This window comes from Anaeromusa sp. (genome assembly GCF_028691475.1).
Lineage (GTDB): Bacteria > Bacillota > Negativicutes > Anaeromusales > Anaeromusaceae > Anaeromusa.
In genome coordinates, this window is sequence record NZ_JAQUZF010000012.1 from 12,123 (window position 1) to 32,901 (window position 20,779).

At 51.4% G+C, this 20,779-nt stretch carries 16 protein-coding genes; 13 read left to right on the forward strand and 3 right to left on the reverse strand.

Annotated features, from left to right (window positions below; translation table 11 throughout):
* Nucleotides 1-8: 8 nt before the first annotated feature.
* Together PHF27_RS14315 and uvrA are read left to right on the forward strand one after the other, a co-directional pair.
* The gene (locus PHF27_RS14315; RefSeq protein ID WP_363320035.1) at nt 9-143 is read left to right on the forward strand and encodes a UvrB/UvrC motif-containing protein; all 135 of its coding nucleotides are present in this window, start codon (nt 9-11) and stop codon (nt 141-143) included.
* A gap of 327 nt (nt 144-470) precedes the next feature.
* Nucleotides 471-3,308: an excinuclease ABC subunit UvrA gene (gene uvrA / locus PHF27_RS03235; RefSeq protein WP_300065928.1), complete on the forward strand. Its 2,838-nt coding sequence runs from the start codon at nt 471-473 to the stop codon at nt 3,306-3,308.
* A gap of 296 nt (nt 3,309-3,604) precedes the next feature.
* On the opposite strand, the gene PHF27_RS03240 is transcribed toward uvrA, so the two are convergent.
* Complete coding sequence (locus tag PHF27_RS03240; RefSeq protein WP_300065931.1) at nt 3,605-4,933, reverse strand: acetyl-CoA carboxylase biotin carboxylase subunit; 1,329 nt, start codon at nt 4,931-4,933, stop codon at nt 3,605-3,607.
* 203 nt (nt 4,934-5,136) lie between these two features.
* Between PHF27_RS03240 and uvrC the strand changes: the two genes are divergently transcribed.
* From uvrC to PHF27_RS03295, 11 genes are all read left to right on the forward strand, one after another.
* A complete protein-coding gene (gene uvrC, locus PHF27_RS03245) occupies nt 5,137-6,951 on the forward strand; it encodes an excinuclease ABC subunit UvrC (protein ID WP_300065933.1) in 1,815 nt (604 codons plus the stop codon).
* A 111-nt stretch (nt 6,952-7,062) separates the two neighbouring features.
* A complete protein-coding gene (locus tag PHF27_RS03250; RefSeq protein ID WP_018702202.1) occupies nt 7,063-7,617 on the forward strand; it encodes a LemA family protein in 555 nt (184 codons plus the stop codon).
* A gap of 733 nt (nt 7,618-8,350) precedes the next feature.
* Nucleotides 8,351-9,109: a TPM domain-containing protein gene (locus tag PHF27_RS03255; protein WP_300065941.1), complete on the forward strand. Its 759-nt coding sequence runs from the start codon at nt 8,351-8,353 to the stop codon at nt 9,107-9,109.
* Nucleotides 9,110-9,216: 107 nt separating this feature from the next.
* Complete coding sequence (rd, locus tag PHF27_RS03260; protein ID WP_300065944.1) at nt 9,217-9,375, forward strand: rubredoxin; 159 nt, start codon at nt 9,217-9,219, stop codon at nt 9,373-9,375.
* A gap of 216 nt (nt 9,376-9,591) precedes the next feature.
* Complete coding sequence (locus tag PHF27_RS03265; RefSeq protein WP_300065947.1) at nt 9,592-10,074, forward strand: pyridoxamine 5'-phosphate oxidase family protein; 483 nt, start codon at nt 9,592-9,594, stop codon at nt 10,072-10,074.
* Nucleotides 10,075-10,368: 294 nt separating this feature from the next.
* Nucleotides 10,369-11,976 (forward strand): gamma-glutamyltransferase family protein, encoded by a 1,608-nt coding sequence (locus PHF27_RS03270; RefSeq protein WP_300065950.1) that lies wholly within the window; start codon nt 10,369-10,371, stop codon nt 11,974-11,976.
* Nucleotides 11,977-12,147: 171 nt separating this feature from the next.
* On the forward strand, nt 12,148-13,086 hold the full coding sequence (gene mdh / locus PHF27_RS03275; protein ID WP_300065953.1) for a malate dehydrogenase: 939 nt from the start codon (nt 12,148-12,150) through the stop codon (nt 13,084-13,086).
* A gap of 419 nt (nt 13,087-13,505) precedes the next feature.
* A complete protein-coding gene (locus PHF27_RS03280; RefSeq protein ID WP_300065956.1) occupies nt 13,506-14,510 on the forward strand; it encodes an alpha-hydroxy-acid oxidizing protein in 1,005 nt (334 codons plus the stop codon).
* Nucleotides 14,504-15,034 (forward strand): MGMT family protein, encoded by a 531-nt coding sequence (locus tag PHF27_RS03285; protein ID WP_300065958.1) that lies wholly within the window; start codon nt 14,504-14,506, stop codon nt 15,032-15,034. Before PHF27_RS03280 ends, PHF27_RS03285 begins: the two co-directional genes overlap by 7 nt.
* 100 nt (nt 15,035-15,134) lie before the next feature.
* A complete protein-coding gene (locus PHF27_RS03290) occupies nt 15,135-15,479 on the forward strand; it encodes a phage holin family protein (protein ID WP_300065961.1) in 345 nt (114 codons plus the stop codon).
* A 368-nt stretch (nt 15,480-15,847) separates the two neighbouring features.
* Nucleotides 15,848-16,645: a Cof-type HAD-IIB family hydrolase gene (locus tag PHF27_RS03295; protein WP_300065964.1), complete on the forward strand. Its 798-nt coding sequence runs from the start codon at nt 15,848-15,850 to the stop codon at nt 16,643-16,645.
* Between the two features lie 44 nt (nt 16,646-16,689).
* On the opposite strand, the gene PHF27_RS03300 is transcribed toward PHF27_RS03295, so the two are convergent.
* Entirely contained in the window at nt 16,690-18,270 is a 1,581-nt protein-coding gene (locus PHF27_RS03300) for a DUF3369 domain-containing protein (protein WP_300065966.1), read from the reverse strand.
* A 2-nt stretch (nt 18,271-18,272) separates the two neighbouring features.
* Complete coding sequence (locus PHF27_RS03305) at nt 18,273-20,279, reverse strand: sensor histidine kinase (protein ID WP_300065969.1); 2,007 nt, start codon at nt 20,277-20,279, stop codon at nt 18,273-18,275.
* Nucleotides 20,280-20,779 lie beyond the last annotated feature (500 nt).

A 20,779-nucleotide genomic window follows, 5' to 3' on the forward strand; every position in this document is an offset into this window, starting at 1 on the left:
GGGCAATGATGGCCCGCTTGGAAAAAGAAATGCAGCAGGCTTCACGGGCGTTGGAATTCGAGAAAGCGGCGGAGCTAAGGGATATTTTGTTCGACCTGCGGGAAAAATTCGGCGAACCGGGGAAGAAAAAAAGCAAGAAGTAACGGGGAACAGAGAGAACGGAACTCAGAGGAACAGAGGAACAGAGGAAATCAGAGAGCAAAATATAAATCCCTCCGCCGCTGTGGCGGCACCTCCCTTTGGCAAGGGAGACAGGGATTTGGTCTTGATTTGTCGAGAGTTCTGTGGCTAATTGTCCCCCTTGTTAAAGGGGGAAGGTCCGCAGGACCAGGGGGATTGCGCCATTGCGAGGATTACAGCGACGCTGCACTTTCCTGAAAATTAATCTCTCTGCTTTCCTCTGGCTTTTCTCTGTTACTCTGTGTAAAACGTATTCCTGTATCTTTCTTTCGAAATAGGAGGATTCATTTGTGAAGGATCAAATCGTGGTCAAAGGTGCCAGACAGCATAATTTAAAGAATATGGATGTGACGATTCCGAGAGAGAAGCTGGTGGTAGTAACCGGTTTATCCGGGTCTGGCAAGTCGTCGTTAGCATTTGATACGATCTATGCGGAAGGGCAGCGGCGATACGTGGAATCGCTGTCGGCGTACGCTCGGCAGTTTTTGGGGCAAATGGACAAGCCGGATGTGGACTACATCGAAGGGCTGTCACCGGCTATTTCTATTGACCAGAAGACGACCAGCCGTAATCCTAGATCGACGGTGGGGACGGTTACAGAGATTTACGATTATCTGCGTTTGCTCTTTGCCCGGGCCGGTCGGCCGCATTGTCCTTGTTGCGGCGAGCCCATTACTCAGCAGACGGTGGAGCAGATGGTGGACCGCGTAGCCGCTCTGCCTGAAGGAAGCAAGCTGCTGGTGTTGGCGCCAGTGGTGCGGGGGAAAAAAGGAGAGCATCAAAAGATTCTCCAGGAGGTGCGCAAAGGCGGCTATGTGCGCGTGCGTATTGACGGCGAAGTCTATGAGGTTGGCAGCGAGCCGGCTTTAGAAAAAAACAAAAAGCATACCATTGAAGTAGTAGTAGACCGTCTGGTTGTACGTGAGGGAGTGGCTTCCCGTCTGGCTGATTCGCTGGAGACGTCGTTAAAGCTGGGGGAAGGGCTTGTAACAGTTGCGGTAACTGGCGGCGAGGAGATGTTTTTTAGCGAGAATTTCGCTTGCGTGGATTGCGGTATTAGCTTGCCGGAAGTGGCGCCGCGCCTTTTTTCCTTCAACAGTCCCTTTGGCGCTTGTCCAACTTGTACTGGTTTAGGCTATAACATGGAAGTGGATCTGGAACTAGTGGTTCCAGATGGCGCGAAGACGTTGGCCGAAGGCGCCTTAGCGCCGCTTAGCCGCAATACTAGTTCCTATTTTATGTGCCAACTAGCAGCCGTGTTGGAAAGCAAGGGCAAGTCCTTAGATGTTGTCTGGGATGACTTAAGTGCTTCGCTGCAAAAGTTGGTTCTCCATGGCAGCGGCGAAGAACGCTATACCTTTGAATATGAAAACCTATTCGGCGAGCTGAAGACGTATCATACCGTCTATGAAGGGGTTATTCCCATGCTGGAGCGGCGTTATCGGGAAACATCCTCAGATTGGTCCCGCGAGGAAATCGAAGAATACATGAGTATCAAGCCTTGTCCAAAATGCAAAGGGGCTCGCTTGAAAGACGAAGCGTTGGCTGTGCGCGTGGGCGGTAAAAATATTCATGAAGTGACCCAGTTAACCATTGGCGAAGGGCAGGCTTTCTTTCGGGAGTTGGAGCTGACCGAACGGGAGCGGACGATTGCCAGGCAGATTTTAAAAGAAATTGACGCTCGCTTGGGTTTTCTGGTTAATGTAGGGTTAGATTATTTGACTTTGGATCGTGCGGCGGGGACTCTCTCCGGCGGCGAGGCGCAGCGTATCCGTTTGGCGACGCAGATTGGCTCCGGCTTGGTGGGCGTGCTTTATATTTTGGATGAGCCCAGTATTGGTCTGCATCAACGGGACAACAATCGGCTGTTGGATACGCTAAAGCATCTGCGGGATCAGGGGAATACGTTGATCGTTGTCGAGCATGACGAAGATACGATGTATGCGGCGGATCATATTATCGACATTGGCCCCGGCGCCGGCGAAGGCGGCGGGAAATTGGTGGCTGCCGGTACGGTAGAGGAAATCAAGGCTTGTGAGGAGTCGATCACCGGGCAGTATCTGAGCCGTCGTATTTTTATTCCCGTGCCGGAGCAGCGCCGCCAACCGAATGGCAAGTGGCTGACGGTGCAGGGAGCGAAGGAAAACAATTTGAAAAACCTAACGGTGCGTTTCCCTTTGGGCTTGTTTACGGTGGTGACAGGCGTATCCGGCTCCGGTAAAAGTACGCTGGTCAATGATATTTTGTATCAGGGGCTGGCGCAGCGCTTATACGGCGGCAAACATCGTCCAGGAGCGCATAAGGCGATAAAAGGCCTGGAACTAGTGGACAAGGTCATTGATATTGACCAGTCGCCCATCGGGCGGACGCCTCGATCCAATCCTGCTACCTACACAGGCGTTTTTGATATTATTCGCGAGGTGTTTAGCCAGACGCAGGAAGCGAAGATGCGCGGCTACAAGCCGGGGCGTTTTAGCTTTAACGTCAAAGGCGGCCGCTGCGAAGCTTGCAAGGGCGACGGCATCATCAAGATCGAGATGCATTTTCTGCCGGACGTTTATGTGCCTTGCGAGGTATGTCATGGGGCGCGCTACAACCGGGAGACGCTGGAAGTGCGTTATAAGGGCAAGAATATTGCCCAGGTGCTGGATATGGTTGTCGATGAGGCGGTGGAGTTTTTCCGCCATCAGCCGCGGATTCATCGTAAACTGCAATTATTACAGGATGTGGGTCTGGGATATGTGAAGCTGGGGCAGCCGGCAACGCAGCTTTCCGGCGGCGAAGCGCAGCGGGTTAAGCTGGCTACGGAATTGGCGCGGCGCAGCACAGGCAAGACCTTCTATATTTTGGACGAGCCGACTACTGGCTTGCACACGGCGGATATTCATCGTCTGATGGAGGTGCTGCAGCGACTGGTGGAGGGCGGCGACAGCGTAGTGGTTATCGAGCATAATCTGGACGTCATTAAAACGGCGGATTACTTGATTGATCTGGGACCAGAGGGCGGTCATCGTGGCGGGACCATCGTGGCGACAGGCACGCCGGAGGAGATTTGTCGTGTCGAGGAGTCCCATACCGGGCGCTATCTGAAGCCTTTACTGGAAGAGGCCGCAAGGCTGCAGGGGTAACGAGGATTGAACAAGAGAACCGGGAGGGTACGACGAAGAAGAATGAGAATTTGAACAAGAGTCGCGATGAGAATCTGAGGGTACGAATGAGGGGCACGAAATAGTGTTTTAATATGAAAAAAGCACGAGGAGTCTAACGATGTACTAATTTCTTGTTACCGCTAGCAAAAACCATTACGCAGTAATCCTCCTGCGTACCCTCCGGTCACTCCGGTTCTCTTGTTCAATTTCTTTTTTCGTTACTTCGGTAAATAAAAACCCCGGCAGCTGTGAGCTGCCGGGGTTGCTCCCTAGTTTCAGCAGGGAGTCATGCGTTTGTAGATGAATTGGGTATCGAAGTCGCCGCTGCAGAAATGCGGGTTGTTGAGAACCTTTTGATGGAAAGGAATCGTAGTCTTGATGCCGCCGATGCGGAATTCTCCTAAGGCGCGGCGCATGATACGAATGGCGTCGCCGCGGGTGCGGCCATGGGCGACTACTTTGGCGATCATAGAGTCGTAGTAAGGCTGTACGGTGACGCCGGCAGCTACGCCGCTGTCTACGCGTACACGGGGGCCGCCGGGCTGATGATAGAAATCAATGTGTCCAGGACAGGGGATGAAGCGCATATCCGGGTCTTCGGCATTGATGCGGCATTCGATGGCATGGCCGAGGAACATGATTTCATCCTGCTTTTTATTGAGCGGTTCGCCGGCGGCGATGCGCAGTTGGCGGCGAACCAAGTCGACGCCGGTAATCATTTCCGTGACGGCGTGCTCTACCTGGATGCGAGGATTGATTTCCATAAAATAAAATCTGCCGGTTTTAATGTCCATAAGGAATTCTACGGTACCGACATTAGTATAGTAGATGCTTTTGGCTGCGCGAATCGCCAGCTGGCCTACTTTGTGGCGCATTTCCGGCGTCAAGGCGCTGGACGGCGCTTCTTCCAAAATCTTTTGGTTGCGGCGCTGCAAGGAACATTCGCGCTCGCCGAGATGAAGGATGTTGCCGTAGTTATCGGCCATGATCTGCACTTCGATATGACGAGCTTGATCAATGTAGTTTTCTAAGTAAAAATCTCTGGATTTCAAATCGACTTTATTGAGAGCGGAAGTCATTTCTTCCTTATTATGAGCTACGAACATGGATTTACCGCCGCCGCCTGCTACAGGCTTTAAAATGACCGGGTAGCCAATGGCTTCGGCTTGGGCGTAGGCGTCTTCTGTTTCGCGAACAATTTCGCTGCCCACAGTCATCGGCAGGCCGGCTTGTTTCATTGCCAAACGAGCGGCGTCCTTGTTGCCTACCTTGCGAATGGTTTCCGGATGGGGCCCGACAAAAATCATGCCGGCGTCAATTACCATTTGTGCGAAATCGGCATTTTCGGAGAGGAACCCGTAACCGGGATGGATGGCGTCTGCTTTGGCCATTTTAGCGGCGGAAATGATGGCTTCGGCATTGTAGTAGCTGAGCGCGGCATCAGCAGGACCGATGTTGTAGGCGTAGTCCGCCAGCTGTACATGGAGAGAATGAGCGTCGACGTCGGAATAGACTGCCACCGTTTCAATCCCTAATTCCTGACAGGCACGAATAACACGAATGGCGATTTCGCCGCGATTGGCGATAAGAACTCTGTTAAACATCCGAATAGACCTCCCATGTTTTAAAATGACCTTGGGTATATTATATTCTATTGTGTATTTTTTCACAACGACCCAAACAAGTATACAAAAGTACATGGAAATGCAACTTGAATATTGCGAAATTTGTAAAAAGCGTTAGCTGTTTTCTGGATAAAACTTACCTTTGTCTTTTTGAGGGTATGCGATGCGAAAGGTGCACAGTTATGAACGATGTGTTGCAAGAACAATTAGCGCATTTGCCGGGTTCGCCTGGAGTCTACATTATGCGAGACGCGCAAGAGAAAATTTTATATGTGGGCAAAGCAGTCAATCTAAAAAACCGTGTGCGTTCTTATTTCCAAAGCAACCGAAATCATTCGGTAAAAACGATGGCGCTAGTGGCTAAGATTGAGTCGTTAGAATACATCTTGACGGCTAACGAAGTAGAAGCTCTCATTTTGGAGTGCAACCTAATCAAGAAGCACAGGCCGCGTTATAATATCAGTCTAAAAGACGATAAGACCTATCCTTATATTAAAGTAACCTTAGGAGACGATTATCCACGGGTTCATATCACTCGAAGGTTGGTAAAGGACGGTGCTCGTTATTTCGGTCCCTATGCGGATGCGGGCGCTGTTCATGAAATGCTGCGACTGGTTCGGTCTCTGTTTCTGCTGCGTAATTGCCGGACCATGGAAGCGCGCCGGCCTTGTTTGGAGTATCACATCAAACGCTGCATGGCTCCGTGCAGCGGTCGGGTAGACAAGGAAGAATACCGACGCATGGTAGATGCTGTGATGATGCTGTTGGAGGGCCGTGGAGACAAGCTGCTGCGGCAACTGAAAAAGAACATGCTTCAGGCGGCGGAGGAACTGCACTTTGAGGAAGCAGCGCGCTTGCGGGATCAACTGGCGGCGGTGGGAAAACTGACAGAACAGCAGAATATTGTGACTGCTGGCGGAGACCAGGACGTCTTGGGCTTGGCTCGCTCGCATGCCGGAGTATGTGTGCAAGTGATGCAGGTACGCGGCGGCAAGTTGATTGGGCGAGAGCATTTCTTTTTGCATGGCGCAGCAGACGAAGAACAGGAGGCGGCGTTGGAGGCCTTTTTGGAGCAGTACTATGCAAGGGTGGCTTTTGTACCGCCGGAGGTACTGCTGCCTTTTGCGCTTTCCTCTCAAGACGTATTAGAGCGCTGGCTGACGGAAGTGCGTCAAGGCAAGGTGGAATTGCATGTGCCGAAGCGGGGCAGCAAGCATGCGTTGCTCTTGATGGCCGATGAAAACGCCCGGGCGGTGCTGGCCCTCAAAGAAGGCGAGCTGCTTAGGGAAATGGAACGGACTACTGGGGCTGTGGAACAGTTGCAGCAGTTTTTACAAATGTCGCAGCCGCCGCAGCGGATGGAATGCTTTGACATTTCTCATATTCAAGGTGCGGAAACAGTGGCTTCCATGGTTGTTTTTGAGGACGGCCAGCCTAAGAAGGAAGATTACCGCCGTTTCAAATTGAGAACAGTAGAAGGAAAGCCGGATGACTTCCTATCCATGCAGGAAGTATTGCTGCGCCGTTATGGTGAAGCGGCGGAACCGCTGCCGGATTTGATTGTCATTGACGGCGGCAAGGGACAACTGTCCAGTGCGTTGGAGGTCATTCGCGGCGTGGGCCTAGAGATGCCTGTTATTTCTTTGGCGAAGCAATTTGAGTGGGTATTTCGGGAAGAAGACAAAGAGCCGCTGATTTTGCCGGAGCGCTCGGAATCATTGTACTTGCTGCAGCGTTTGCGCGACGAAGCGCATCGCTTTGCTGTCTCGTATCACCGGAAGCTGCGGGGCAAGCGCAATTTGGTCTCCGTATTGGATCATGTTTCCGGCATCGGTCCCAAACGCCGCAAAGCCTTGTGGTCGGCTTTCGGCACCTTGGAGGCTCTGCGCAAGGCTACCTTGGAGGAATTAGCCGGAATTGAAGGCATGGATCGTATCGCGGCGCAAGCGGTATATGATTTTTTTCGCAGAGAATATCGGCCCCATGAGCAGGTGTAGAGCGTTCCTTGGCGAACTATTCTTGACAAAAGTAGAAAAATCGGCGAAAATAAATACGTGGTTTTTAAAACCATGTTAAATATTAAAAAAAACTACCTAGGAGGAGTTAACATGAACAAAGGAGCTATTATTGCCATTGTACTGGTGGCGCTTGTAGCCATCTTCGGCGTGTCTACTTATAACGGGTTGGTGGGCATGAACGAGACGGTAAATGGCAAATGGAGTCAGGTAGACAATCAGCTGCAGCGGCGGGCGGATTTGATTCCGAACCTGGTTAACACCGTTAAAGGCTATGCAGCGCATGAGCAGGCGGCTATTCAAGCGGTGTCCGACGCTCGGTCCAAACTGGTCGGCGCTCAGGGGGTTGGCGATAAAGCAGCAGCAGCCGGGGAAATGAACAGTGCTTTGAGCCGTTTATTGGCGATTGCTGAGAACTATCCGAACTTGAAAGCGGACAAGAATTTCCGTGCTCTTCAGGATGAACTGGCCGGTACGGAAAACCGTATTGCCGTAGCGCGTAAGGATTACAACGATGCGGTTCAAGGGTACAACACTAAAATTAAAACCTTCCCGCAGAGTATGTTTGCCGGCATGTTAGGTTTTGGGCAGCGGGAATACTTTAAGGCCGAAGAAGGAGCTAAACAAGTACCGCAGGTCAAGTTCTAGTCGGCTGCTGTTTTATGCGCATCTCGCAGCACACCAGCCCTTTTTCCGCCTAGCGTTGTCAGAAAACCTCGAAATAGCTCTGCTATTTCTGCGGCCTTCTTCCTAGCCAGACGAAAAAATGTCTAGGCGTGCCGGAGCGCTCATTAAAACATCGGCCTCCTTAATGAAGATACGGAGACGAATGTGTCAGAACGACCTTGAAATAGCTTTGCTATTCCTGCGGCCATTCTTTCTTGACAGCAGAAAAAATCTCTCAGCCTGGCAGCGTGCTCGTAGAGAAAGCAGCCCTTTGAGGGAGAACGAAGCGGGTTTCTTTAGGAGATTGCCGCGTCGCTGCGCTCCTTGCAATGACGCAAATCCCCCTGGACCTGCGGTCCATCCCCCTTTCGCAAGGGGGACTTCAAGCCCTGCCTCCCTTGTCAAAGGGAGGTGCCGCCACAGCGGCGGTGGGATTCAAAAAGCTTAAGTTTTACAAAGAAATTACCGATCTAACCAGCTTTTGTCATTGCGAACGCAGTGAAGCAATCTCTTCGTGCTTTTTCAAATTGAAACCGTAACTTCGTACCCTCCCTCTACTCCTGTTATAAATATCGTACTTCGTAACCCTCCATTCGTACCCTCACGTGACTCCGGTTCTCTTGTTCAATCCTGTTTTTTCTCTGTTACCTCTGGCTTTTTCTCTGATCCTCTGTGTAAATCTTGTAACCTAATCTTTCTAAAGGAATGGTATGATATGAAACGCTGGCTTGCAGGTTTTCTTCTCTTTTGCTTTGCATTAATGGCAGTGGCTTTGCCGGTGCAGGCGGCTTCCATTCCGCCCAAGCCTTCGTCTTCTATTTATGTGCAGGATTTGGCGGGGGTAATGCAGCCTGCGTCAAAGGAGCGCCTTCAAAAGCTTGGCGCCAGTTTGGCGGCTAAGACCAAAGCGCAGGTAGTAGTGCTGACGGTTCGCAGTCTGGAAGGGGCAGAGCCTGAAGACTATGCGTTAGAGGTGCTGCGTACGTGGGGACTGGGCGATAAGCAGTTGAATAACGGCGTACTGATTTTAGTCGCTATTGATGATAAGGTATCCCGTGTTGAAGTAGGGTATGGCTTGGAAGGCGCGCTTCCTGACGCTAAAACCGGTCAATTGCAGGACGAGTATATGGTGCCGTATTTCCAGAACGGAGATTATGACCAAGGCATTGTTAATGGTTACCGGGCGGTTGTGCAGGAAGTAGCTAAGGAATACAAGCTAGAACTGAAAAGTTCTCCTCAAAGCGCAACCGCTAAAGCGCAAGCAGACAGTTACCCTTGGGATGGTTGGCCTTGGTGGGCGAAGATACTAGGCGCGGCCGCCTTGGTTGGCTTGCTTATTTTGGACTGGACTGTGTTTGGGGGCACCTTTACGTATCTGATTCTTTCGTTGCTTCGTCTGCGTGGCGGCGGGGGCGGAGGAGGAGGCTATGGCGGTGGCAGTGGCGGCGGGGGCGGTTCCTCACGTCGCTGGTGACGACATAAAATGGACTTTGTTAATTTGCCAGTTCCCAAGAAGCGAAGGATATGGTAAAATAAAATCATGATTTGTGAATAACCTTTACAAAAAAAGGAGGAATTATCATGGAAAAATGGACTTGTACAGTATGTGGTTATGTGTATGATCCGGCTACCGGCGATCCGGACAACGGCGTGGCTCCGGGCACTGCCTTTGAGGACATCCCGGCAGAATGGGTTTGCCCCCTGTGCGGCGTAGGCAAGGACGACTTCGAAAAAGCATAAGGTAGACTTTGAAAAGGCAGCTCTGCGGAGCTGCCTTTTGTATTGTTCTTTTTATAAGCATAATATTTTAAAAATTACAAAACAAAAGCGTTTCTCTGGTAAATGGAGAAGGAAATTAGTTGTTTTTAGGCGAATTTGTCATTAAAGTATGAAAATGAGGAGGTGAAAGAGCTAATTTGTTTCGTTTTTTCTTTTTTGTAGAAAGGGGGCAGTGTTATGTATGAAAAGGAAGTTCTGGATATTGTACGGAACAATAAAGGTTTCTTAGCTACCCTTGACGGCGAGCAGCCTCGCGTTCGCCCCATGAAGCCCTATGTGTGCGAGCATGGACGAATTTGGCTGTTCAGTCGTTTGCTTACCAAAAAAGTCGACGAAATCCATAACCATGACCGGGTGGAGATTTGCTTTGTCAGCGATGAACAGGAAGTGGTCCGCATCAGTGGACGCCTGGACATTTACAACAGTATGGATCCGGCGAAAGTAACGGAGTTTAAAGAAAAGATGTTTCGGGAAATGCCGGATATGAGCCACTATTTCACCGGTCCTGGAGATCCGAATGTAGTGATTTACCAGCTTCATGTCTATCATGTGCAATATACGACCAAGGACTGTGATGTGTCGACGCAGATTAACATTCATACAGAGGATGACCCGGATATTTTGTTCGGTGTGAACGATGGCCGGTTTACTCTGAGCTGAGAACTGTGCAAGCTCCAGGCGCTGTGCAGCGCCTGGCTACATAATAAGGGGGAAATACGAAACGCAGAGGAACAGAGGTAACAGAGAAAAGCCAGCGAATTCAGGAGTTGCCGCGCAGCTAAGCTCCTTGCAACGACGCAACATACTGATAATAATGTTGGCTTTTGTCTTTGCGAGTGAAGCGAAGCAATCTCCTTGTGCATTTTCATGTTTTTCTCTCTGATACCTCTGGCATTTCCTCTGTTACTCTGTGTGACGTTCTCTGTTCTTTCTGTTTTAAAGGAGTGAGAAAACGTGCAATTTGATCCAATGGACTATCCCTATGCGTCACGGCGCATGGTGACATATGGAGCCCGAGGCATGGTGGCGACGTCACAGCAGTTGGCGGCGCAGGCGGGGCTGCAAATTTTGCGCGAAGGAGGCAATGCGGTGGACGCCGCGATTGCCACAGCGGCGTGTTTGACCGTAGTAGAGCCTTGCTCTAATGGGATAGGCGGCGACGCCTTTGCGTTGGTTTGGGTTCATGGAGGCTTGTTTGGTCTGAACGGCAGCGGTCCAGCGGCGCAAAAAGCCGATGCTGCATCCTTGTGGAAACAGGGGCATAAAGCCATGCCGCGTTTTGGTTGGCAGCCGGTTACTGTGCCAGGCGCTCCAGGCGCTTGGGCAGCGTTGTCAAAACGTTTTGGACGGATGCCTTTGACCAAAGTGTTGGCGCCGGCTATTTCTTATGCGCGCAATAGTTTTGTCGTATCGCCTACGGTTGCTGCGGCTTGGCAAAAACAGTATCAGCTGTTTTCAAGAGAACTAGACGGAGAGGAATTTCGCTTTTGGTTCCATACCTTTGCGCCTCATGGACGGCCGCCGCAGGCTGGAGAATTGGTGCAACTGCCGGAGCACGCCGAAACGTTGGAGGAGTTAGGTCAGACCGGCTGCGAATCTTTTTATCGGGGCGCCTTAGCACAGCGTATCGGGGACTTTGCTGCGCGCTTTGCTGCGCCGCTGACAGCGGAAGATTTGGCCGCTTTTCAGCCGGAGTGGGTGCATCCGCTGCGGGTGCAGTACCGCGGTTATGACGTCTGGGAAATTCCTCCGAACGGGCACGGCTTAGTGGCTTTGTCTGCGCTGGAGATTTTGAAGGGTTTTGATATGACTTGCGTAGAGTCGGTGGAATGGTATCATCGTCAGATGGAAGCGCTGAAGCTTGCTTTTGCTGATGCCAAAGCGTATTTAGCGGAACCCAAGGATATGCAAGTGACTGCGGAAAGTCTATTGGATCCGGCTTATGCGGAGGAACGCCGCAAGTTAATTGGCCCCAAGGCTATTTTGCCGATTGCCGGGAATCCGGCGTCCGGCGGCACCGTATATTTGGCGGCGGCCGATGCAGAAGGTATGATGGTTTCGTTCATTCAAAGCAATTACCAAGGCTTTGGTTCCGGTTTGGTAGTGCCTGGTACCGGTATTGCCCTTCACAATCGAGGCTGCAATTTCAACTTGGAAGAAGGACATCCTAATTGTCTGGCGCCGGGAAAACGGCCGTATCATACTATTATTCCCGGCTTTATCAGCAAGAACGAACAGCCGGTGGGGCCCTTTGGCGTCATGGGTGCTTTTATGCAGCCCCAAGGTCATTTGCAGGTAGTTGTGCGCGCCATCGACCAGGGCTTGAATCCGCAGGCGGTTTTGGATGCGCCGCGCTGGCAGTGGACTGGCGGCAGAACCATCGAAGTGGAACCGCATTTTCCACAGCATATAGCGGCGGCGTTATCTAGACGCGGGCATGAGCTGCGCGTTTCCATGGATGTTGCTTCTTTCGGGAGAGGACAGATTATTTGGAGGAGCGATTCCGGCGCCTTAGCGGGTGCGACGGAGTCCCGCGCGGACGGTTGTGTGGCTGCATGGTAAGAAAATAAAAGAAAACAAACCTGTATACGTGTATACAATTATTCAAAGCGCTCCTATCGTTGCTTTTAAAAAGTTATTTTGTTAAAATTATTATGTAGTTTTATTAAAGTTCACTTTCGGCACGTTGATATTAATCAGCAGCCGAACAATTAAAAGGAGGGTACATATAAGATGAAAGTTACAGTCGTCGGTGCAGGCAATGTAGGCGCAACATGCGCAAACGTTCTGGCTATTCGCGAGATTGCCAGCGAAGTGGTACTCCTTGATATCAAAGAAGGCGTTTCCGAAGGCAAAGCTATGGACATGATGCAGACCTCGCCTCTGCTTGGCTTTGACACCTGTGTAGTAGGAAGCACTAATGATTATGCAAAAACAGCCGGTTCCGCAGTGGTTGTCATCACTTCCGGTTTGCCGCGTAAACCCGGCATGACCCGTGAAGAACTGATCGGCACCAACGCCGGTATCGTTAAAACGGTTGCTGAAAACATTCTCAAGCATTCTCCGAATGCCATCTTGATTATCGTCAGCAATCCGATGGACACCATGACTTATCTGACCTTGAAAGCTACTGGTTTGCCGAAAAACCGCGTAATCGGCATGGGTGGCGCGCTGGACAGCTCCCGCTTCAAATACTATCTGAGTCAGGCTCTGGGACGTCCTTTGACCGACGTTCAAGGAACCGTTATCGGCGGTCATGGCGACACCACCATGATTCCTTTGACTCGTTTGGCTACCTACAATGGTCTGCCGGTATCCCAGTTCCTCGACGCTGCTGCTTTGGAAAAAGTTGCTGCTGACACCATGGTTGGCGGCGCTACGCTGACCAAGCTGCTGGGCACTTCCGCTTGGTATGCTCCTGGCGCTGCTGCAGCTATGCTGGTGGAATCCATCGTCCGCGACGAGAAGAAAATATTCCCTTGCTGTGTTTCCCTCGAAGGCGAATACGGCCAGAAAGATATCTGCATCGGCGTTCCGGTCGTTGTGGGTAAAAACGGCTGCGAAGAAATCATTGACTACAAACTCAATGCAGAAGAAAAAGATCTCTTCGAGAAGAGCGCTGCTGCTGTTCGCAAGATGAACCAAGTTCTTGCGGATATGAAAGTAATCTAAGGTATCTCTTAAAAGGAAAAAGCCTGTTCCGTCGCGAAATACGGAACAGGCTTTTTTGTTTATGCGATAAGGCTTAGTGGGGGCATGGGGCAACGTTTACACAGAGGAACAGAGGAAATTCCAGAGGAAACAGAGAGAAATATATTAAAATCCAATGATGCAGGGAGCTTGCATTGAATCCCTCCGCCGCTGTGGCGGCACTTCCCTTTAGGCAAGGGAGGCAAAGCTTAAAGTCCCCCTTGCGAAAGGGGGAAGGCCTGTAAGGGCAGGGGGATTCGTGTCTTTGCAAGGAGTGTAGCGACGTGGCAATTTCTTGAAATATAAACTCTCTGGCCTTTCTCTGTTGCCTCTGTTACTCTGTGTTCCGTTTTCCTCTCTTTTCTATTTTAGTTTATAGAAAGAAGGATGATTTTATGGACATGAATTCATTACGCGAAGCAGCACGGGAGCGCTTTGGCAAGGCTTGTCGAGTTTGCAAAATTTGCAATGGCGTAGCCTGCGCCGGCGAGGTTCCTGGCATGGGCGGTATTGGTACAGGAGCGGCTTTTCAAAGCAATATGCAGGCATTGGCCTTGCATCGGTTGCAGCAGCGCGTGGTGCATCAAGTCAGTGAGCCGAAGTTAAGTTGTACGATTTTTGGGCAGGAACTGTCGATGCCGATTTTGGGTGCGCCCATTGGCGGTATTGCTTTCAACTTGAATGATTTTTTACCGGAGGCCGAGTATGCAGCAGCCATTGTGAACGGCTGTCGCCAGGCGGGCACATTGGGCATGACCGGAGATGGCCCTAACCCCGGCGTATTTAACGGCGGCTTGGAGGCAGTGCGCTTGGCCGGCGGTCAGGGTATTCCCGTCTTGAAGCCCAGGGATAATGAGGCGATTTTGGAGAAAATGCAGGAAGCCGCTGCCGCTGGTGCGATTGCAGTCGGTATGGATTTGGATGCTGCGGCGCTCATTAACATGACTCGCGCCGGCCAGCGGGTTGGGCCCAAGACGAAGGAACAATTGGCGGAGCTGAAACGTCATGCGCCGTTGCCTTTCTTTGTTAAAGGCATTATGACGGAAGCGGATGCCGAAGCTTGCGCCTGGGCGGGGGTTGACGGCATTGTCGTCTCCAACCACGGCGGACGGGTGCTGGATTATACGCCAGGTACGGCGGAAGTGCTGCCGGAGATTGTGGAAGCCGTGGATGGCGCCTTAACGGTGCTGGTAGACGGCGGCGTGCGCAGCGGTACGGATGTACTGAAAATGCTGGCTTTAGGCGCTGATGCTGTTTTGATTGGACGCCCGCTGACGGTTGGCGCCGTAGGCGGCGCTGCAGGAGTTGCGCTTGTTTTGCAGAAAATGGCGGCGGAATTGCTGGCGGCGATGGTGATGACTGGTACGGCATCGGTGGAGGATGTGACAGAGGATATTTTATGGTAAAAGTTGAATTGGCGTCTAGAGTGTTTTCGACTTCTTGGGGCGTGATGGCGTCTTTGTGGTCGCCCCAGGGGCTTTGGGAGCTGGGCTTTCCCCGCAAAACAGAAAAAGAGGCTTGGGCTGACCTGCGGTTTTCCCCGACGGCGGCGCCGGAATCACAAGCAGAAGATATGGCGGAGTTAGCCTGGGAGGCGTTGGCGGCTCAACTGCAAACCTATTTCCAGGGGTTTCCTGTGATTTTTGACGTGCCGCTGGATTGGCGCGGGTATACGCCTTTTCGGGAGAAAGCGTTGCGGTATGTAGCCTCGGTTCCTTATGGCTGCGTCTGCAGCTATGGTGAGGTGTCGAGGGCTATCGGCGTGCCTCAGGGAGCGCGCGCTGTCGGCGGAGCTATGCATGCTAACCGTATTCCCATTGTGGTGCCCTGCCATCGGGTTGTGGCTTTCGGCGGCAAGCTGGGTGGTTTTGGAGGCGGCTTGGAGCTGAAGGAAGCTTTGCTGTTTTTGGAGCGCAACATAGACAACTAAAACGACAGAATAGTAATTGGCAGACAAGGGAGAAGCACGGTATAATAGAAACAATGACGTCCGAGGGGACGATGATTTTTGCAGCGAGGAAGGGATAGTTGTGTGCGGCTTGCTTTTGCGTATCGTAGTCAATGCGGTCATTTTGTATTGGATGGTGGAATGGCTGCCGGAAATTTTTGTCGATACGTTCTGGTGCTTGTTGGCGGCTTCATTGGTGGTAGGCGTAGCCAATGGTTTGGTGCGCACGATTCTTTGCAAATTGCGTTGCCCTATATCTTGGCGTACCTTGGGCGGGTTGACTTTTTTGACGAATTTGGTGACGCCGGCAGCTTTGCTTAAGGTCCTGCCTGGAGTGCAGGTGAGCGGCTTGTTCTTGCCTTTTCTGAGTATTGGCGTTGTGACCTTGTGCAGCTGCCTGCTGTCTGTGTATATCCAAGACCGGTAAGCCTGAAGAACGAAGCAGGAACGTCACACAGAGTAACAGAGTAACAGAGGGGACGCAGAGAAGAAAAGGATTGAACAAGAGAATCGGAGTCGCGTGAGGGCACGCAGGAGTGGTAAGGTCTTTTTGAACAGGAGTAGAGTGAGTAGAGTGAGGGAACGACGGGGATAGGAATGACAATTTATAGAGAACCAAAGGAGCCAATGACGTGAGGTACGCTCCGGCAAAACGAGAATTTTTCCCGTGCGACGCGGAAGAAAATGCAGGAATAGTGGAGCTATGCCGAGGCTTTCTGACAAAGTCGCATGAGAAAAAGGGCGTTCTGATGGAGTGGTGCATAAGTCAATGGTTCCGCAAAAGGATGTGGCAATTTGGCAATTCAATTAGTAGCAATCGATATGGATGGGACGCTGTTGACAGATGAGCTGGAGGTTTCGCCAAGAACTGTGGCGGCGATTCAAGCGGCGCAGCAGCAAGGAGTAACGGTGACGATCGCCACGGGACGCATGTTTCAGTCGGCCAAGCCTTTTGCGGAGCGCTTGGGCGTGGATGTGCCGCTGATTACCTATAACGGAGCGTTAGTAAAGTCTTGCCGTTCCGGCGAAGTTTGGCATGAGGAACTGTTGCCCATGGATACTACCTTGTCGGTGCTGGCATATTTTCGTGAACGTGGCTGGTATATTCAAACCTATGTGGATGACGAATTTTATGTGCGGGACTATTCGGAGGAAGCGCGCACCTATGAGGCGGTGTCAGGCATTTCGCCGCATGTGGTGGGCGAGGCGATGTTTGCGCCGGCGAAGGAACCGCTTAAACTTTTGACGTTGGCGGAACCAGAGCATTTGGACGCCATTACGCCGATACTGCAAACTCGTTTTGGTGATAAGGTATGCCTGACACGGGCCAAAAACCATATGATCGAGATGGTGAATCCAGCGGTAAATAAAGGCAGAGGCGTCGCCATGCTGGCTAAACGGTTAGGGATTTTGCAGCAAGACATCATGGTGTTGGGAGACTCAGAAAATGACATGACCATGCTGGCCTATGCGGGCTTAGGGGTGGCTATGGATAATGCCGACGACAAGGTAAAAGCGGTCGCGGACGCGGTAACGGCGGACAACAACCGGGACGGAGTCGCCTTGGCTATTGAAAAATATGTGTTGAAATAAAAACGAGCCATGAGCGCCTTTTAGGCATTCATGGCTTGCTTTTCTTAAAGCACCCCAGTATTCGGGTCAAAGCGAGGCGTGTCCGACGGGGGCACGTCTTGCAGACTTTTTTGCACTTCTAGAATTTCTTCGAGATGGTTCATAAATAGATCAATCAACACAGGATCGAAGTGACTGCCGCTATGTGTGCGCAAATGTTCCAGGGTGTGGTCGAGAGTCCAAGGGATTTTGTAGCTGCGGCTGGAACTGAGGGCGTCAAACACATCAGCGATGATGGTAATGCGGGCGTGCAAATGAATGCCGTCCCCGGACAGGCCCTTGGGATAACCGCTGCCGTCAAAGTGTTCATGATGCTGTAAAGCGATGATAGCAGCGGCGCGCAGTACGTCCAGGCCAGAGTGGCTAAGCATATCATGGCCGATGATTGTATGGCGCTTCATGAAGGCGAATTCTTCCTCCGTAAGTCGGGAGGGCTTGTGCAAGATGTTGTCAGTAATGCCCAGCTTGCCGATGTCATGCATGGGCGCAGCCATACGCAGCAGTTCTACCTCGGTTTCGCTCATGCCGTACCATTGACCCAGGAGAGCGGAGTATTCTCCAACCCTACGGACATGGTGCCCTGTTTCTTTGGAACGTGTTTCCGCCGCTTCCATGAGCAGAAAGAGCATTTCCTGGCGAGTAAGGTCCATTTGGTGGTGCAAGTGGAGGTTTTCAAAAGCAGCGGAAACGTTTAGACAGAAGATATCCAGCAACTGGCGGTCTAAGTCGTTCATCGGCGGCGTCCCCTCCATGTAGATCAAGTAAGCGCCGGCCACTGGCCTGCGCCAGTAGAGGACAAAATGGTCATCGGCGTAAACGCTGCGCTGCTCTTGCAAGGCCGGCTGCAACCGCTGCCGGACTAGGTCGGTGATATGAGGCGGTGCCGGCTCGTTAGAAAAATGCCCTGTGGCCGCTAAAATGTGGAAGCCATTTTCCTCGGAAGAGGCGGCGAAACTGGCGGTTTTGAGATAGAGGCTGTTGCGATCCAAGTAGAGCAGAGCCGATAGCTGCGTTAAAACGCCTGCGGCAAAATTCTGCAGGGATTGGAGCCGGAAAATTTCCGGCGAGGATTGGACAATTTGTTCCAATCCATTTTTATTGCGTTCAATGGTAATCAGATCCCGATACGAACGCAGAGCGGTGATTAACGTGGTAATCAGCTTTTGCGAGGTGAGTTCTGTTTTTTCTTTGTAGTCATTAATATCATAGTCTACAATGACACGCGCTTCTGGGGCGTGTCCAGGTTGGCCGGTGCGCAGGATGATGCGGACCAACTGATTTTGCAGTTCCCTGCGGATGACATGCACCAATTTAAGGCCAGAGTCGACTTCCTCCATGACTACGTCCAAAAAGATGACGGCAACATCATCATGCTTGAGAAGAAAATCGCGCCCTTCTGCTGCGGAATATACGCTGTAAAACTGCAGAGACCGTCCAGCAAAAGAAAAGTTACTCAACACCAGCTTGGTGACGGTGTGCACTTCTTCATCATCGTCAACGATGAGAATGTTCCAGGGCGGATGTTCGGTTTCTGGCGCTGCAGCAGGGGGGTGTTCATCGGCAAAAAGAAGTTCGTCGTTGGGCATGCTTAGGTACCTCCTTCCGGGTTGAGCGGGGCGGTGATGATAAATTCGGTTCCTTCTCCAGGCGTGCTGTGGCAGAGAATGGTTCCTTTCAATTTGAAAACAACCAAATTATAGACGATATGCAGGCCCAGTCCAGTACCGCCGCTGCCGCGTTTCGTTGTAAAAAACGGTTCGAATACTTTCTTCTGCACTTCTTCCGGCATTCCTCTACCGTTGTCCCGATAGCGCAGGGTTAGTTGTTGGTCTTGTAAAGAAACGGCGATCTGAATTAGACCGACTTCGTCCGGCTCGTAGGCGTGGACCAGGGTGTTCATGATGAAATTGGTAAGAATTTGCCATAACGCGCCGGGGTAGATTGTGGCGTTAAGATCGTCAGGGCAATCAATTTCAATGGTGTGTTTTGTTTTTTTCAGACGAGGCCGTAAGCTTAACAGCACCTCATGCAAATACGTAAGCATATTGACCAGGCGTTTTTCCTCTACTTGCTGGTCGACGGCGGTTTGCTTGAACGTGCGGATAAGTTCCGATGCCCGGTTTAAGTTGCCGACAATGATTTCGCCGCTTTTGGCGCTAGTGTCAAGAAAATCTTCCAGTTCAGAACGCTTCATCTGATTTTCTTTGAGCTTGTGCAGCAATTCTTGAGTACGTCCGGCCAAGAAGGAGGCTGCCGTAATGCTGTTGCCAACAGGCGTGTTGATTTCATGAGCTACGCCGGAAACCAGCCCGCCCAGAGCAGCCATCTTTTCGGCTTCTACCAAATGCCCTCTGGCTTTTTGCAAGTCATCCATGGCGCGGTTCAAGTTGTTGTTGGCCTGCTGCAGGGACTGGGTGCGTTCTTCTACGCGCTCTTCCAGGTGCAGATTCAGCAGGCGTATTTCATTTTCTACGCGCCGGCGATGACGAATGTTGAACAGTAAAGAAATGACCAAAACGGTTAGCAGTACAATAACGGCGCTGACAGTCCAGACTAGGGTTTGATGCGCTTCGTAGAAAGAAGGATCTCGAAAGAGAACCGTGCTGCCAGGCGGAAGTGCCTCTACATCCAGGCCGTGCGCGGTTAGTTGACGGTAGTCAAAGGCGTAACGATTCACAGATTGACTGATAACAGGCAAAGTGCTAGGCACTTTGTTTTCAAAAAGAATTTGCCGTACCAGAGAGCCAGCCTCTTTTCCTTGGGTGTAGCCGCTTGTGAGCAGGCCGCCTACAAGGCCATGACCGATAGCGGTATCCCAGAGACCAAAAACAGGAGCGGCGCTTTCCTGCGCGACCAGTTGCAGACTTTCGTCATTGGTGAACATGCGGCCGTTGCGGTCTATGTTGAAAATAAGATGCAAGATGATGTCGTCGGCGGAAAGGGAGCGCGCTGCTTGCTGTACTTCTTCCATTGTGGCGTCGTCAAGAAGCTGATACTGAAGAGTGGGCGGCAGGGATGTCAACGCCTCTAAGGCCAGACGGCGGGTTGAGTGGCCTACGATGGTTCGATCCGTAATGATGAGCAGCTTTTTCGCCTGCGGGCGCAAACGCAAGGCCGCTTGCAGGGTGCCGGCTACGTCGACTTCTTCTTCTACGCCAGTCAGCCAGGGGTTGGCTTGCCGCAGAGACGGATTAAAATCGTTGACGCCGCAAAAAACGATCGGCGTATGGGGAAAAAGGTCTTGTTGATGCTCTAAGGCAAATAAAAACGCGTTGTCGTCAGAAACCACGACTGCGCTTAGCGGCAGGGTTGCATATTTATAACGCAAGGAAGGGACCAAGGCGCTCAAATAGTCTTTACCCCAAAAATGTTTTGTATCCAGATACTCGAAATAGTAGGCAACCTCTGGATGTGGTTCTAACTCCTCGAGTACGCCGCGTTCAATATCTCGAACCCAGGAGAATTCAGGGCTGTATGAATGGAGAAAAAGAACCCGGTGCTGGGGCGAAGCCGTATCGGCTTGTTGGGCCCAACAAGGGGAGACGGGAAGAAACGCTACCAGTAAAAACAGCAGCAAGCGGATACCCAAGCCCATAGCGACGCCTCCTTTTTTATAGTCGGCCGCTGTTTTATTCGCATCTCACAGCACGCCAGCTATTCTGAGAACGTTTCACACAGAGTAACAGAGAAAAGCCAGAGGGATTTTCAAGAGATTGCCGCGTCGCTGCGCTCCTCATAATGACGCGAATCCCCCTGGCCTGCGGCCTTCCCCCTTTAGCAAGGGGGACTTCAAACCCTGCCTCCCTTGTTAAAGGGAGGTGCCGCCACAGCGGCGGTGGGATTCAAAAAGCTTAAGTTTGGCAAACGCATTGCCTCTCTAGCCAACTTTTGTCATTGCGAACGTAGTGAAGCAATCTCCTCGAGCATTTTAGAATAACCGTTCCCCGTAACCCTCATTCGTACCCTCTCGTGACTCTGGTTCTCTTGTTTAATCCTGCTTTTCTCTCTGTTACCTCTGGCTTTTTCTCTGATTCTCTGTGTAAATCTTGCAACTTCGCACTCTTTCGTTCTTTGTAATTTGTTAATTCGCTTAAG

What these genes read in the sequence shown, in the direction of transcription:
- PHF27_RS03265 (WP_300065947.1), top strand. Translation starts at nt 9,592, where the DNA reads ATGTATGAAAAGGAAGTTCTGGATATTGTACGGAACAATAAAGGTTTC.
- PHF27_RS03285 (WP_300065958.1), top strand. Translation starts at nt 14,504, where the DNA reads ATGGTAAAAGTTGAATTGGCGTCTAGAGTGTTTTCGACTTCTTGGGGC.
- uvrC (WP_300065933.1), top strand. Translation starts at nt 5,137, where the DNA reads ATGAACGATGTGTTGCAAGAACAATTAGCGCATTTGCCGGGTTCGCCT.
- PHF27_RS14315 (WP_363320035.1), top strand. Translation starts at nt 9, where the DNA reads ATGGCCCGCTTGGAAAAAGAAATGCAGCAGGCTTCACGGGCGTTGGAA.
- PHF27_RS03300 (WP_300065966.1), bottom strand. Translation starts at nt 18,270, where the DNA reads ATGCCCAACGACGAACTTCTTTTTGCCGATGAACACCCCCCTGCTGCA.
- rd (WP_300065944.1), top strand. Translation starts at nt 9,217, where the DNA reads ATGGAAAAATGGACTTGTACAGTATGTGGTTATGTGTATGATCCGGCT.
- PHF27_RS03240 (WP_300065931.1), bottom strand. Translation starts at nt 4,933, where the DNA reads ATGTTTAACAGAGTTCTTATCGCCAATCGCGGCGAAATCGCCATTCGT.
- PHF27_RS03305 (WP_300065969.1), bottom strand. Translation starts at nt 20,279, where the DNA reads ATGGGCTTGGGTATCCGCTTGCTGCTGTTTTTACTGGTAGCGTTTCTT.
- mdh (WP_300065953.1), top strand. Translation starts at nt 12,148, where the DNA reads ATGAAAGTTACAGTCGTCGGTGCAGGCAATGTAGGCGCAACATGCGCA.
- PHF27_RS03255 (WP_300065941.1), top strand. Translation starts at nt 8,351, where the DNA reads ATGAAACGCTGGCTTGCAGGTTTTCTTCTCTTTTGCTTTGCATTAATG.
- PHF27_RS03250 (WP_018702202.1), top strand. Translation starts at nt 7,063, where the DNA reads ATGAACAAAGGAGCTATTATTGCCATTGTACTGGTGGCGCTTGTAGCC.
- PHF27_RS03280 (WP_300065956.1), top strand. Translation starts at nt 13,506, where the DNA reads ATGAATTCATTACGCGAAGCAGCACGGGAGCGCTTTGGCAAGGCTTGT.